Source organism: Bacillus sp. HMSC036E02, from assembly GCF_001836235.1.
Taxonomy (GTDB): domain Bacteria; phylum Bacillota; class Bacilli; order Bacillales; family Bacillaceae_G; genus Bacillus_A; species Bacillus_A cereus.
Window position 1 is genome coordinate 278,727 of sequence record NZ_KV827856.1, and the last position, 14,718, is coordinate 293,444.

Consider the following 14,718-nt stretch of genomic DNA (forward strand, 5'->3'; position numbering starts at 1 on the left):
ATGAAAGTTCTGATATCATATAAAATAAAGATTTATCATGTAATTCATCAAAAAAAATGATACCTTTTCTGGAGGGATGATACTTGGATATAAAAGATTTAACTGTATTTTACGAAGTTGCGAAAGAAAAAAACATATCTCACGCGGCTAAAAATTTAAACTATGTACAGTCTGGCGTAACAATGCGTATGAAACAACTAGAAAACGAATTAGGTGTGCCTTTATTTTACCGAAACGGAAAAGGTGTAACTTTAACTTCTAACGGTGAGATTTTATTAACATACGCCAAACAAATTATCTACTTAATGGATCAATCTGTTAAAGCAGTTCAAAGTAATGGGATCGAACCAAGAGGCACTTTAAAAATTGGATGTACAGAATCTACAACCGCTGTAAGACTTCCATCTATATTAACGGCCTATTATGAGAAATACTCAAAAGTCGAATTGATTTTAGAATCAAATACGACGGAACAATTGATTAGGCTTGTACTAGAACGAAAACTGGACGGAGCGTTTATAGCTGGCTCTACTCAGCATGCTGAACTTCATACAAATATATTTCGTGAAGAAGAATTAGTTCTCATTAGCAAAAAGCCTTTATCTTCCTTTAAAGACATAGGAGACATGAATTTACTTGCATTTAGTCACGGGTGCTATTATAGAAATTTATTAGAAGGTTGGCTTCAAGAAGAAGGAATTTCACCTAAGCGAGTATTTGAGTTTGGAACAATTGAAGCGATACTCGCATGTGTAAAATCAGGTATGGGCATAGCAATTATGATGAAGTCTATTTTAAGTGGTCATAAACATGACGTATCATTCAACCCTTTACCAAATAGCTTCAAAAAAGTTCCTACTACTTTTATTACTAGAAAAGATATATATCACTCTGCTGCATTACAAAAATTTATGGAGATGACTCACAATGCGTGAAAAGAAAATACGTGGTATGAACCGAAAAACAAACACTATGATAAAGCGAATTGAGGAACATACAAAAACGTTCCCTTCTACTTTCTATAACGATGAATATTGGAATATGCTATTGCCAGTTTCGCAAGCTTTTATTGACTCTCGTAAAACACCTAGAAAAGTAAAACGGTTATGTATTCAAACCTTATTAAATCAAGCAAATCATTTAATAAATATGAAACCGAGCGATACACATACATATCGAGTTGTTGTTTTGATTTCTATAAATAATTTGTGGGATTCGCAAATCATTATATTTAAAAACGAGGACTACTTTCATAATTTCTTTAATAGAGATAGTGAATTTCAAAAATGGATTCTTCTTTCAAATGAAATTGATTTTTGGGAGACATGGGAAATGTCAGTTTGTCATTCCTTCAAAACGCTTCACTTTCAAGAAATTATTTATGATGCAGATGAATGCTATGAAAAAGAGATTCTGTTTATCGGAGAGTTAGATTAAAAAGGGTATACCTAAAACACTGGTATACCCTGTTCCACTTATTTTTCCTTTAATACACTATGTAATCGATCCGGATAATTTGTAAACATTCCTGTAGCACCCCATTTGATTAACAGTCTCATATCTGGTTTCTCATTAATTGTATAAGGGTGAATTAACAGTCCATTTTTCCTAGCCATTTTCATATAGGACTCATCAATAATTAGTTCCCCGTTATCATTACGTAAGTTTGGTCCAATACCAGCTGCATACTTTTTAATTTCTTGAAAATCATCATTTGTTACACTTTTCGGTTCATGTGTAATGCCAGACCATTCAACAATTTCATTGTTTTCATTTGGATAATACCAAAGCAATTGAACTAACGGAATATTTTCATTCATACTATGAATCTTTTTCAAACTATCTTTACTAAATGATTGAATCATAACACGGCTAGAAGACATGTTTTGGCCTACTAAATTATATTTTTGTAACAGCGCCAACAATTTCTCTTCCATTCCTGGATACACATCTGGTGATTTTGTTTCAATATAATACTTCATACTTCTTCCATACTTTTGGAAGATTTCTTCAAGAGTTGGAACCTTTTGCCCAACATACTCTTGCTTAGCCTTTTCTGGATACGCTTTATTAAACCATGATCCAGCATCTAAACTCTTTATTTCGCTTAACGTTTTATCGCGTACTTCGCCTGTTCCATTTGTAGTGCGATCAACTGCTGTATCATGCATTGCAATTAATTGGCCATCCTTTGTTAATTGAATATCTAACTCTAAATAATCCGCTTTCATTTTTTTAACTAAATCATAAGAAGCAAAAGTATGCTCAGGTGCATGTCCACTTGCTCCGCGATGTGCAATATTTAAAAGCTTATTCGTATTCCATTCATGCTTCCCTTCTGCTTTCGCATGAACAGCTCCCCCAACAAAGATACTTCCCGTCATAAAGAAAATAACTAAAATGCTAATAATCTTTCTCATCCTTCTAATCCTTCCTACGTTGCAAATTTCAACAAGCTAATGAGATTTACACGAAATAGAAGACACACTTTCATTATTTTTATAAACCTATATTAAAATTCCAATCTTACAAATGTTTTCTATATTATTAATATAGAAAACTAGTATTATCCTATTTAATTTCTATAGCCCTCCTTTTCACATGTAACTCTCTATTTTGTACGGTTCATTCAATAAAAAAAGCCATAAATTATTTAGAATACACTCCTGTGTCCCTAAATAAATTTATGGCTTTTCTCAAATATCTCCGGCCTCTATTAACTTGTCGAATTTAATCATATCAAACCTATTGAAATTTGTGAATATTTTTTTCAGTACAGTGAAGCACATAAAACAATATTTCTGTAGTTACTCAAAAATCACATAATAAATTTCTCATTACCTCTTCCAATACTATATCTGGATTTACTACCGTTTTTTCCGAACGCCATCCGATAAAGCCATCTGGTCTAATTAATACAGCACCTCCATTCTCTATACCATATAATTTGCTAAAAATATCTTCTGGAGCAACAAAGTCCCCACTTAAGCCAACACGATACCCTTTTAGATGTATTCCTAATTTAGCTGAAACAGCATGTGCTGCCTCAGCCCAAGAACTATTTTCTACTCCTGTAAGTAATACAAAACTGTTACCGAATAAGTCTAATGTAGAAACTTTCTTCTCTTCATACGTTCCCCATAAATGGGGCGCTCGCGTTCCAGGTCTTCCGTTCAACTCTATGCTATCCATTCTATGTGGAGTGACTGAATCATCTATAATCGCCTCTGAACAATACTGATATCCAACTGTAACAGCTAAACCATCCATATTATTCAAACTGCCTTCCTCTCTATTCGCAGCACGAAACAGTAAACTACTTGCATAAGCTGTCGTTAATTTTGCAACAGAGTGTCTCTCCTCATGATATGTTTCTAACAATTTTGGTTTTGCCTTCCCTTTTATAACAGCCGCTAATTTCCAAGCTAAGTTATGCGCATCTTGTATTCCTGTATTTGAACCAAATCCTCCTGTTGGCGGCATAATATGTGCTGAATCTCCAACTAAAAAGGTTCGATTCCCTTGAAATTTCACCGCTGTACTTTCGGCCGCTTCCCACGGTAAAACACTTAATATTTTTGATTCAACATTTGTACTTCCAATTGCTATTTGAATAATTTGTTTACAACGTTCTATAGTGAAGTCCTCTAGCCCCTCTCCTTTTAATGGATCGTAGGCTACATGATAAATCCATTTTTTTACGTTATCAACCGGGATAAGTGCACCAAGAACCTCCGGATGAAGTACCATCGAAAAACCGAATGCGTCTCCTTGTATAAACTCTCTTAAATCTGCTTCAAAATAAATATTCATATAATAGCCACCAATGGTTCCACGACCCTCAGTTTTAATCCCTAACTGCTCACGTATTTTACTTTTCGCTCCATCCGCTGCAATTACATAGTCACAATGTATGACACTTTCTTTGTCTGTTTCACGATTTCGAAGCTTTGCTTTTACCCCGTTTTCACTTTGTTCAAATGAAACTAATTCATGATAAAAAGATAGTTGCCCGCCTAGCGTTTTTGCTTCTTGTAACATCATCTCTTCTAAAATAATTTGATAACATGCAGTTTGCTTTGATGGACTAATCTTTTCTATTTTTTGAAGTAACTCTTCATCGTTTCTGTATTGCGTCGCTCTCATTTGTTCCAATTCTTCTTTATTCGCTTCAGCTATTGTATGAACCGCTATTCTTCCTCGGCAGTTCTCTAATGCTTTACCTGCCAATTTAATTCTTTGTTCCAAACCTAATTCTCGAAATAACTCCATTGTACGTAAAGTAAGACCACCTGCTTTCGGATGAATGGCAGTAGACGGATGCCTTTCAATAAGTAAGTACTCAATGTTATGTTTTGCAAGAAATAACGCAGACGCTAACCCAGATAATCCCCCTCCAACAATTAAAACTGGTACATAATTCGATTTCATATATTTACCCTCCACATCATTGTTCTGAGCTCAGTGACATAAATATAATCAAAAAAAACATTAAAATATAGACTTATATTTCATTTTGAATTATCATATAGATAGATTACGCCCCAAAATTCCTTTTACCTTTTCATACATCTATAATCCACCTGAATTGTGTCTGTATGAAAGTGTAAAACAAAAGAATGTACTTTACGTTGAACCATGTTCTATCGTAAAAATCAAAAATAATACAAACATTATAAGCGGTCGTAACCTTATGGATTATACAAGGTTACGACCGCTTATTTTATTGTTACATCATTTTTTGTTTTTAAAACTTCATCTATTGTGTTATGTAATCCTTCCAATCCCTTTTCTATCTCCCTATAATTTTCAACAATAAAAAATTCATTCGTCTCGATTTTCTTTCTCAATATTGCACCTCATGCAACAATCATGTAGCATTACCGTATCGAAGTAATGGTTCATCATCTTAAACCTTTCGACTAATTACCTGGAGGCAAAGTGATTGAAATGAATAAACAAAAACAATTAAATATTATAAAAAAAGATTTTATTGATTCTCAAAAAGTATTATTGGCAATTGGTGATGAAACACGTCAAGCTATTTTATTAGTGCTAATGGAAACGGAGTGTCAAACAGGATTACGTGTAGGAGAAATCACGAAGCAAACACACCTTTCCCGTCCAGCAGTATCACATCACCTTAAGATTTTACGAGAAGCTGGCATTATTTTAATGAGAAAAGAAGGTACAAAGAATTTTTATTATATTGATATACGTACAAAATTAGGTTTATTAAAAAATCTTGTATTAGATATTGAGAAGCTATTGCAAAACTTTTATTAAAACTTGGAGGTATAAGATATGAAAGCAATGATAATTGATAGATATGGAAAAGTCCCAATGCGTATGGCAGAGGTACCTACCCCTGAAATTAATGAGTATGAAGCGCTCGCAGAAATTCATGCAGCTAGTATTAACCCAATTGATTTTAAAATACGTGATGGAAAAGTTAAAATGTTACTGAAATATGAAATACCTCTAATCCTTGGGAATGACTTTTCCGGTGTCATCACGAAGGTTGGATCAAAAGTGACTCATTTTAAAGTCGGTGATGAAATATATGCTCGTCCAAGAAAAAATAAGATTGGTACTTTCGCGGAGTATATAGCCATTCATGAAGATGATATTGCTTTAAAACCAAAAAATCTAAGTTTTGAGGAAGCGGCTTCGATTCCACTCGTTGGCTTAACTTCCTATCAAGCTTTACATGACATCATGCAATTACAAAAAGGACAAAAGATTTTAATTCACGCTGGATCGGGTGGTGTTGGTACTTTCGCAATTCAGTTAGCAAAAATAATGGGTGCTACTGTTACAACGACTGCTAGTGAAGCTGGTACAAATTTAGTAACGTCTCTTGGCGCAGATCAAATTATTAATTACAAAACAGAAAAATTTGAAGAAATACTCAAAAATTATGATGCAGTATTTGATACAATCGGCGGAACAACACTTGAAAAATCATTCAATATTATAAAAAGCGGAGGAAACATTGTTTCAGTTTCAGGTATGCCGAATGCTCGCTTCGGTAAAGAATTTGGTTCAGGCTTCTTTAAAACTCTCTTATTTTCATTAGCCAGCAAAAAACTTACTGCACTTGAAAAAAAGCATAATGCTCAATATTCATTTTTATTTATGAAGCCAAGCGGGGATCAATTACGTACTATTGCAAACTATATTGAAGCCGGAAAAATCAAACCGGTAATCGATCGAGTTTTCCCTTTTGAAGATGCTCAAAAAGCAATGGAATATTCAGAGTCTGGAAGAGCAAAAGGAAAAATAATTGTAAAAATTAAATAATAATAAAAACCTCCATTTTCTTAAAATGGAGGTTTTAAATTTGCTGTTAAATAGACATAGTGCAATGAAGTCCTTACAATAGATTGCAAGGGGAAATATTATATTATACTTTTAGTTAACTTTACAAAGAATACATACGTACAAATACATAACTTAAAATACAAAAAGGAGGAGATACAATGACTAAAAATAATGAAACAGGTTGGAATTTAGATAATAGTTATACGACTTTACCACAATCATTTTATACAGAAATCCCCCCTACTCCCGTAAGTTCACCGGAGTTAGTTAAACTAAACCATTCATTAGCGATATCTCTTGGCTTGACCCCTGAAGAACTGAAAAAGGAAGCTGAAATTGCTATTTTCGCTGGTAATGCACTCCCAGAAGGAGCTCATCCATTAGCTCAAGCATATGCTGGCCATCAATTCGGACATTTTAATATGTTAGGCGACGGTCGTGCTCTTTTAATTGGCGAACAAATTACTCCTTCAGGTAAGCGTTTCGATATTCAACTGAAAGGTTCTGGCCCTACTCCCTATTCACGCCGAGGAGATGGTCGTGCTGCACTCGGTCCGATGCTACGTGAATATATCATTAGTGAGGCAATGTATGCACTTGATATTCCGACTACTCGCAGTTTAGCAGTTGTCACAACTGGTGAAGCAACATATCGTGAAACAAAGTTACCTGGAGCAATTTTAACTAGAGTAGCTAGTAGCCATATACGCGTCGGTACATTTCAATATGCTGCAGCTCGTGGTTCAATAGAGGACCTGAAATCACTAGCTGACTATACGATAAAAAGGCATTACCCAGAAATTGAAGCTCATGAAAACCGATATACTGCATTACTACAAGAAGTCATTAAAAGACAAGCCAGTCTTATCGCAAAATGGCAACTTGTTGGATTTATCCACGGTGTAATGAACACTGACAATATAACGATTAGTGGCGAAACAATTGATTACGGTCCTTGTGCATTTATGGACAATTACAATCAAGGAACCGTATTTAGCTCTATTGACACACAAGGTCGTTATGCATATGGAAATCAACCATATATGGCCGCATGGGACCTCGCTCGATTAGCAGAATCTTTAATACCAATTCTGCACGAAGATGAAGAAGAAGCATTAAAAATCGCCCAAGACGAAATTTCGAAATTTAGCGTACAGTATGAAAACCATTGGTTCCTTGGAATGAAAAAGAAATTAGGACTATTTAGTACCGAAGAACAAGATCAACCACTTATTGAGCAACTTTTAAAAATGATGGAGAAATATAAAGCAGATTACACTAATACATTCCGTTCATTAACTCTTGATACGTTAGAAAATATCCCTCTATTCGATAGTCCTGAATTTAAAGAATGGTACAAACTGTGGCAATCTCGATTAGAAAGACAAGAACATTCGAAAGAAAACGCCTACGAGATGATGAAAAATAATAACCCATCCATCATCCCGAGGAACCACCGTGTAGAAGAAGCACTAGAAGCAGCTGTCACAAATGGCGATTATAGCGTAATGGAGAAACTTCTTGAAGCTTTATCAAATCCTTATGCGTATTCTACAGATCAAGAAGAATACTGCATTCCGCCTGCACCGACGAATCGCCCTTATCGTACTTTTTGTGGGACTTGATTGTTTAATATGTAAAAAGGTGCGTTCATATAAATTGTGTGAACGCACCCTTTTTATATCCCCCACTCAACTAAAACTTTAAAATGCACATCCCCCGATGCCATTTCTTTAATCCAAAACAAATTCTACATTATTCCAATAGACTTACTCGTAAGCTTGTTAAACAAATATTGAGAAATATAAAACATCATTTCTAAATATTTTTATTTTTGATACTATATTTTATAAGAATATTCAAAAAGTGAGGGGATTTCATGAACGTTCAACTACAAGGTAATGAACAAATTACAAAATTATTTAATGACTGGTATAGAGCTATCTTACAGCATCAAACTACCCATGCAACAAAAATAAAAAAAGATATTGAAAATATCATCTCTAATTCAGAAGAAGATACAAACCTACAATTGTATTATTCACTTTTTAATTTCAGATACAAAATTTTAACAGATGGTTTAAATATTAATAAAGATGATTTTAATAAAATTGATTCTTTCCCACTTCCAGAGAATGGGCTATTTTCTTATTATTATCATTTTTTCAAGGCTATTCACAATACAATTATTGGAAACTACAATGCAGCAAAACACCTTTTCGAGAACGCTAAAAAGCTGCTAATACACGTATCTGACGAACTAGAGAATGCTGAATTTAACTACCGCTTAGCTTCCTATTATTATCAAACATATCAACCACTAGTAGCAATCCAATCTGCAAATGAAGCTAAAGCGATTTTTTCAAAACATATAAACTATGAAATTAATGTTGCTTTGTGTGATAACATCTTTGGTTTATCTTGTATTGATTTAAAACAGTTTGAACAAGCTGAAATTAGACTTGATTCAGCATTAAATATTCTACAGAAGTATTCAGAGGAGACTTTATCATTAAGAGTACGACATAATTTAGCTTGGCTATATGCAAGTCAAAACCTTTCAGAGTTAGCAATGCGTCATATTTCAGAGGTTACAACTAAGCAACCAAATCACTTTAAAGCACTTTTTGTTGAAGCACGTGAATACTACAAGCTTGGAGAATATACTCAGGCTAAAGAACTTATAAAAAAAGGATTAAACATTTCAAATAAACTAGAAAACAAAGAGTTTCAATATCGTTTCATGATTTTAAGAGAACTAAATAATAAAACTTCTATAAATGATTTAGAAATGATAATTTTGGAAGGAATTTCTTACTTTAAAACAGAAAACCTTTGGGAATGTATACAAGAGTACACTGATGTTCTAGCAAATATGTTTTATGAAAAAGAAGACCATATAAAAGCTAGTCAATACTTTTACATGGCCAATCAAGCAAGAAAAAAACATGAAGAAAAGGGAGCTTTGATATAATGAAAAAGATTAAATTGAGCATCATTGGCTTAGCTGTTATTAGCATCACAACTCTTGGATTAAGCTTCACCTCAGAAACACCGAAAACACAGTTAGGATATGTAGCATTAAACATTGGGGACACCCCGGCACCCCAAAGACCTGACCTTGTTCAATCCGTTGACGTAAGTAAAGACTACAACTCAACAACAACTGAAAAAGCACTTTAAAAAACGGAAGACCTTCAATTAAGAAGGTCTTTTTAAATACGCTTATTTAGAATATTTCCCTTTCATGTAGGCTTTATTTTCTCATCAACTCCGCAATCCTCTTACTCTCCTCACTACCAACTTTCTCAAGTTTCTCCACAACTAAATTCTGTCTCTCTACAGAATGATTTTGACTTAACTTCGCTTTTCCTTCTATTTTATTTATCTTTATTTTGAATCCAACTATTCCCTTACTTAATCCTCCCATATAATTCGGATCTACATCATTAAGTGAGTAGGTGCTCTCTGGATCTTCATATTTATTTACTAAATCTTGAAGAGAATCTACTAATGTCTTCTCATCTTCAACAATTTCTAATTCACCATATACATGCACTGCAACGTAATTCCATGTTGGTACTGCATTGTTTGTTTCATACCATGACGGAGAGATGTAACTATGTGGTCCTTGAAATATAGCTAGTACTTGCTGAGTCCCAATATCTTTCCACTGTTCATTCGGCCGTGCGAAGTGACCATGTAAAGTAAGGGTCTCCCTATTTAATAACAACGGCAAGTGCGTTGCATATGGTTCTCCGTTATGTTGAGAAAATAATGTCGCAAAGCTATTTTGTTCCATTATTTCGTACTTCATCTCTTCATCTTGTATTGCGAAATATTTTGGTATGTACATAAGCTCCCTCTTTTCCGCTCTTTTCTATTTTGTTTCCTATTATATTTAGTAACCGCATCAATCAACAGGGCCAGTTTGTATTTGTTTTATAATGGCAGCTTTCTATTTCAAAACAATAGGCAGCATGTATTCCATGCTGCTTTAGTTTATTTTTTCTAATCTATTTGTAATAAATACGGTCTTACCCTCAATATAACTAGATCGATTTTTCGACTCTCTTGCTAACTCTTCCTTCAAGTTTCCATACTCATTAGCTACTTCAGTATGTTCACGAAGGTAATCTCGAAACACTATATGCCTTCTCAACTCTTCACTATTTTTATCACACACATATAAATGATGTTCCATCCAAACTGTATTTCTCTCGTTCCATGGAACGAACGTATCCTTTCTTCCAAACGCCTCTCTTCCTTTAAAGCTCCATTCTAACTGATGATAGTACCCTATCTTCTCAAGTTTTTTTACTACCTCATGAAAAATTTCGTACTCTTCTATTACAATATCAATATCTAGTATTGGTTTTGATGCAAGCCCTTTAACAGATGTACTCCCAACATGTTCAATAGATACAATGCTGTCTTCCATTACATTGTTAATAAGAGTGTATATTTTATTAAATTCACTTTCCCATTTGACATTATATTCTTCGATAGCAATTCTCTGCTTCAACGTACCCCTCTTCTCAAAACAAATTATAACCGTTGAATATGAGTATCCTTAAAATCCGTCTCATATTTCAATCCATATCCAAACATTCGATCCATTCCAATATGTGCTGTCCATATTAAGCCAATCATTATAACGATATCCATCTTAAAATAGACACCTATTAGAACAATTAATATGGATATGATATATGTGTGACATACATTATATATTTTCGCACCAACGTGATTATTAATCCCATATGCTAACATTGATAGATCCGGCGCTAAAAGGAATACAAAAAATATAATCCAACTAAACTCATATATCGAATACATATAAATCGTGGCTAAAAATACAACCATTCCTTCAAAATGTACAATACGTTTTTGCATTATTTATCATTCCTATTTTTCTATATTTATTGATACATTTTCATCGCTGAAAGTATTCTTTTTATTTTTTGACCAGATGGTTGCTAATATTGGCCCTGCAATGTTATGCCATACTGCCGCTAATACACTTGGGAGTGCAGCAACCGGTCCAAAATACAAAATACTTTCCAGCTATATTACTTTCATCCACTCAGCCCCTATCTTTTAATTGAAACACCTTTTTCGGATTCAAAATATTTTGCGGATCAAGAACTTTCTTTATTTTCTCCATTACAAATAATGCCGCCCCATGTTCTTCTTCTTGATACTTTCGTTTCCCGATTCCAACGCCATGTTCTCCTGTACACGTTCCTCCTCGTTTAAGAGCATACTGAACGATACTTTCATTTATTTCGTCTGCCTTCTTCACTTCCTCCTTATCATTTGTGTCAATCATTAAGAGTACATGGAAATTCCCATCCCCAACATGACCGAGAATACCGCCAATAAGCCCTACTTTATGTAACACCTCTTTCGCATGTTGAATCGCTCCAGCTAATTCCGAAATTGGTACACATACGTCTGTACTCATTAGCTTTTTACCAGGATAACTATGCACGTAAGAGTACGCCAAGTTATGTCTTGCATCCCACAGCTTATTTCTCGCTGCTGTTTCCGTCTCAAACGCAATTTCTATACATTTATGATCAAGAACGATTTCTTTCGTAAATTCAATATCTTGCTTTAACCCTGCTTCATTGCCGTGAAACTCTAAAAACAGTGTCGGTTCTTCTCTGTAACTTGTTTCATTGTAATAATTTACTTGTTTCATAGATAATTCATCAACGAGTTCAATTCTCGCGATTGGAATACCTGCTTGTAATATGTTAATTACAGCTTCTACTGCATCATTTATAGTTGGAAACGATGCCCTCGCAGCCATAACATGTTCTGGTATACCGTATACTTTTAAAGTTAACTCCGTGAAACATCCAAGTGTTCCTTCTGAGCCTACGAAAATACCATTTAAATGATAACCTGATGATGACTTCGCTGCTAAATTCCCGGTATGTATTACTCCTCCATCAGCAAGAACGACTTCTAAATCTCGAACTTGATCACGCATTACCCCATACTTTACCGCTGTCGTTCCGCTCGCATTTGTAGCAGCCATTCCTCCTAACGTTGCATCAGCTCCTGGGTCTACACTAAAAAATAATCCATACTTTTTCAATTCTTTATTAAGCTGAGAGCGCGTCACCCCTGGCTGTACTCTCACAAGAAAATCCTTTTCTCTTATTTCAAGTATTTTGTTCATAAGAGAAAAGTCCATTGTAATTCCTTTTTCGTAAGGAATTACATGTCCCTCTAAACTGGACCCTACTCCAAATGGAACGACAGCTGTTCCGTGCTGAATCGCTATTTTCATTATCGCGCTAACTTCTTCGGTCGTTTTTGGAAAAACAACTACATCAGGCAAACTACTACTATGGTAAGATTCATCTTTACTATGTAACTCTCGTACTGTCATATTTATTACTACTCGATCTTCAGGAAGTATGCCTTTTAATTCATTTACTACATGTTCAATTGTTATTTCCATAATCAACTCTCCTTTTTAATTTTAAAACAAGTATACCATCTTTATACAAAATAATTAGAAAAATAAGATTATTAAACCTGAACATACAAAAAAGAACCTGCAGCACACGCTACAAGTTCTTTTTCACTACATTTTAAACGATTTCTTTATTAACAACATAAACCAAATTAAAGTAACTGCCATCAACGAATGAGAAAATCCTACAATATAAGTTAACCCTTTAAAGTCAGCTCCATTTAACTGAAGAAGCCCTCTCGCTGCTAGCGAACCTAACATTAATGTTAATGCAATATTATGTAAAACAAACCACTTATTAAACCCTTGCACTTCATGAAACGCGAATACTTTTGCTAATCCTAAAGCAATTAAAAAGAAGAAAAAGCCAAGTACAAGTGTATGCGTATGCAAAAGATTTAACAAAGTAGACCCTAAAATCCCTTTATACTTACCATACTCCCTAGCGAAAATCCCTGATAATAAACCGATAATCAAATACGTAAACGATGCATTATATAATTTCTTCATTATGTACCTCCTTGAGTAGAATGTATAGTGTGTCATATTTAGTAATAATGATAGTTATATAGTAAAAACTCCTAGTCACCTAGGAGTCATTGTATAAGCATCTCCCTCTTTACAATCAATCCTAATTATAAGATATCTCTCTATACAAAACAAACGAACTTTATGTGAACAAACACCCCCATTAAAATATGTTGCACTTTTGTTTTACACAATCCATACTAATTGTTATAACTTTTTAAAGGTGGTGTAATTATTGATAGTTCTTGAAACTGAACGTCTTAATCTTCGCTGGTTTGATATAAAAGACGCTCCTTTTATTCTTGAGTTAGTAAACGATCCTGCATGGATTCAGTTTATCGGTGACAAAGGAGTTAGTAACTTAGAAGATGCAAAAAAATATATTGTAAACGGTCCCATCGATATGTATAACAAACTTGGATTCGGCCTTTACTTAGTAGAACGAAAAAAAGATCTCACTCCACTTGGTATGTGTGGCCTTATTAAAAGAGATTCATTAGAAGACGTTGATATCGGGTTTGCCTTTTTAGAGACATTCCGTTCAAAAGGATATGGCTACGAGTCAGCTTCTGCGATAATCGAATACGGTGTACAAAAGCTCGGCATGAAACGAATTGTAGCAATTACTTCTGTAGATAACATCGCCTCAGGAAAGCTTTTAGAAAAAGTAGGATTACGATTTGAGAAAATCATTTCAGATTCAGGAGAAGATTTAAAATTATTTGGGTATAACGCATAGTAAAGAAGGTCGCCGTGAATGGTGACCTTCTTTACTATTTTACTGATCTCGTCATAATACTTTTAGTTCCATTTATAGTTTTGCAGTAATTCTTGTGATTACTACTATGCCTTTCATATCACATTTTTTGGAAATTCATAGAAATAAAACTTTCACATTTAAATAAATTATATTAATATATCAAATAAAGGAAGTGAGAATAAATGGAACAACCGCTATTTTTATTAGTTCTTCAATTCATTGCATTCATATTAATCATTTGTATCGTATATGGAATGTTGTACAATACCGTATTGAAATTAAATATGCCTAAATGGACTGCACATATAGTAGCTATGGTATTTTCATTTGGTATCGCCTATCAAGCTTTTATAAATTTTATTTGAAGAACTTTTGTAGCAATTACTTCTATTGTTGATGCAGTAAAGCTTTTAGAAAAAGCAGGATTGCAATTTGAGAGGGTTATTTCAAGATCAGAAAACGTAACCATTTTTTATACAGTTCGGTCTAGCGCAAAATAGTGAAGAAGTTAGTTCCGCTGAAAATGTGTTTGCATAACAAGGAATGAATTTAATTGATCCTGCAAAAATTTTATTTTAATTCTGGTTCTATTGTTTGGAATCGTTCTAGGGTA

17 protein-coding genes and 1 pseudogene are annotated in these 14,718 nt (G+C 34.0%); 9 read left to right on the forward strand and 9 right to left on the reverse strand.

The window, feature by feature from the left end; all coding sequences use genetic code 11:
• The first annotated feature begins 83 nt into the window (after positions 1–83).
• Together HMPREF2590_RS19620 and HMPREF2590_RS19625 are read left to right on the forward strand one after the other, a co-directional pair.
• Positions 84–935, forward strand: a complete 852-nt coding sequence (locus tag HMPREF2590_RS19620; RefSeq protein ID WP_000351695.1) for a LysR family transcriptional regulator — start codon at positions 84–86, stop codon at positions 933–935.
• Positions 928–1,437 (forward strand): DUF3916 domain-containing protein, encoded by a 510-nt coding sequence (locus HMPREF2590_RS19625; protein WP_001208348.1) that lies wholly within the window; start codon positions 928–930, stop codon positions 1,435–1,437. Before HMPREF2590_RS19620 ends, HMPREF2590_RS19625 begins: the two co-directional genes overlap by 8 nt.
• Positions 1,438–1,475: 38 nt before the next feature.
• Here HMPREF2590_RS19625 and HMPREF2590_RS19630 read toward each other — a convergent pair whose 3' ends face one another.
• The 3 genes from HMPREF2590_RS19630 to HMPREF2590_RS30860 all read right to left on the reverse strand — a co-directional run bounded on the left by HMPREF2590_RS19630 (position 1,476) and on the right by HMPREF2590_RS30860 (position 4,850).
• Positions 1,476–2,420, reverse strand: a complete 945-nt coding sequence (locus HMPREF2590_RS19630) for a glycerophosphodiester phosphodiesterase (RefSeq protein WP_001226315.1) — start codon at positions 2,418–2,420, stop codon at positions 1,476–1,478.
• Positions 2,421–2,811: 391 nt separating this feature from the next.
• Positions 2,812–4,431 (reverse strand): FAD-dependent oxidoreductase, encoded by a 1,620-nt coding sequence (locus tag HMPREF2590_RS19635; protein WP_050822019.1) that lies wholly within the window; start codon positions 4,429–4,431, stop codon positions 2,812–2,814.
• Between the two features lie 287 nt (positions 4,432–4,718).
• The gene (locus HMPREF2590_RS30860; RefSeq protein ID WP_001227549.1) at positions 4,719–4,850 is read right to left on the reverse strand and encodes a hypothetical protein; all 132 of its coding nucleotides are present in this window, start codon (positions 4,848–4,850) and stop codon (positions 4,719–4,721) included.
• Positions 4,851–4,941: 91 nt separating this feature from the next.
• Between HMPREF2590_RS30860 and HMPREF2590_RS19640 the strand changes: the two genes are divergently transcribed.
• The 5 genes from HMPREF2590_RS19640 to HMPREF2590_RS19660 all read left to right on the forward strand — a co-directional run bounded on the left by HMPREF2590_RS19640 (position 4,942) and on the right by HMPREF2590_RS19660 (position 9,507).
• Positions 4,942–5,286, forward strand: a complete 345-nt coding sequence (locus tag HMPREF2590_RS19640) for an ArsR/SmtB family transcription factor (RefSeq protein WP_000571893.1) — start codon at positions 4,942–4,944, stop codon at positions 5,284–5,286.
• Positions 5,287–5,304: 18 nt separating this feature from the next.
• Positions 5,305–6,303: an NADP-dependent oxidoreductase gene (locus HMPREF2590_RS19645; RefSeq protein WP_050822020.1), complete on the forward strand. Its 999-nt coding sequence runs from the start codon at positions 5,305–5,307 to the stop codon at positions 6,301–6,303.
• 179 nt (positions 6,304–6,482) lie between these two features.
• Positions 6,483–7,949, forward strand: a complete 1,467-nt coding sequence (locus HMPREF2590_RS19650) for a protein adenylyltransferase SelO (RefSeq protein ID WP_000164924.1) — start codon at positions 6,483–6,485, stop codon at positions 7,947–7,949.
• Between the two features lie 254 nt (positions 7,950–8,203).
• A complete protein-coding gene (locus HMPREF2590_RS19655) occupies positions 8,204–9,298 on the forward strand; it encodes a response regulator aspartate phosphatase (RefSeq protein ID WP_070861497.1) in 1,095 nt (364 codons plus the stop codon).
• Positions 9,298–9,507: a hypothetical protein gene (locus tag HMPREF2590_RS19660; protein WP_000721431.1), complete on the forward strand. Its 210-nt coding sequence runs from the start codon at positions 9,298–9,300 to the stop codon at positions 9,505–9,507. Before HMPREF2590_RS19655 ends, HMPREF2590_RS19660 begins: the two co-directional genes overlap by 1 nt.
• 73 nt (positions 9,508–9,580) lie before the next feature.
• On the opposite strand, the gene HMPREF2590_RS19665 is transcribed toward HMPREF2590_RS19660, so the two are convergent.
• From HMPREF2590_RS19665 to HMPREF2590_RS19685, 6 genes and pseudogenes are all read right to left on the reverse strand, one after another.
• Entirely contained in the window at positions 9,581–10,180 is a 600-nt protein-coding gene (locus HMPREF2590_RS19665) for an FMN-binding negative transcriptional regulator (RefSeq protein ID WP_000275795.1), read from the reverse strand.
• Positions 10,181–10,321: 141 nt separating this feature from the next.
• Positions 10,322–10,849: a GrpB family protein gene (locus HMPREF2590_RS19670; RefSeq protein WP_050822021.1), complete on the reverse strand. Its 528-nt coding sequence runs from the start codon at positions 10,847–10,849 to the stop codon at positions 10,322–10,324.
• A gap of 23 nt (positions 10,850–10,872) precedes the next feature.
• Positions 10,873–11,220: a DUF4260 domain-containing protein gene (locus tag HMPREF2590_RS19675; RefSeq protein WP_001172065.1), complete on the reverse strand. Its 348-nt coding sequence runs from the start codon at positions 11,218–11,220 to the stop codon at positions 10,873–10,875.
• A 12-nt stretch (positions 11,221–11,232) separates the two neighbouring features.
• Positions 11,233–11,376: pseudogene (locus tag HMPREF2590_RS29290) on the reverse strand (bile acid:sodium symporter family protein); the annotation flags it as partial.
• Between the two features lie 34 nt (positions 11,377–11,410).
• Positions 11,411–12,802: an FAD-binding oxidoreductase gene (locus tag HMPREF2590_RS19680; RefSeq protein ID WP_000406571.1), complete on the reverse strand. Its 1,392-nt coding sequence runs from the start codon at positions 12,800–12,802 to the stop codon at positions 11,411–11,413.
• A 126-nt stretch (positions 12,803–12,928) separates the two neighbouring features.
• On the reverse strand, positions 12,929–13,327 hold the full coding sequence (locus tag HMPREF2590_RS19685; RefSeq protein ID WP_000737896.1) for a DUF2871 family protein: 399 nt from the start codon (positions 13,325–13,327) through the stop codon (positions 12,929–12,931).
• 253 nt (positions 13,328–13,580) lie between these two features.
• On the opposite strand from HMPREF2590_RS19685, the gene HMPREF2590_RS19690 reads away from it, so the two are divergent.
• Together HMPREF2590_RS19690 and HMPREF2590_RS19695 are read left to right on the forward strand one after the other, a co-directional pair.
• Positions 13,581–14,084, forward strand: a complete 504-nt coding sequence (locus HMPREF2590_RS19690; protein WP_044584735.1) for a GNAT family N-acetyltransferase — start codon at positions 13,581–13,583, stop codon at positions 14,082–14,084.
• 203 nt (positions 14,085–14,287) lie between these two features.
• Positions 14,288–14,470, forward strand: a complete 183-nt coding sequence (locus HMPREF2590_RS19695; protein WP_030026817.1) for a hypothetical protein — start codon at positions 14,288–14,290, stop codon at positions 14,468–14,470.
• Positions 14,471–14,718: the final 248 nt, after the last annotated feature.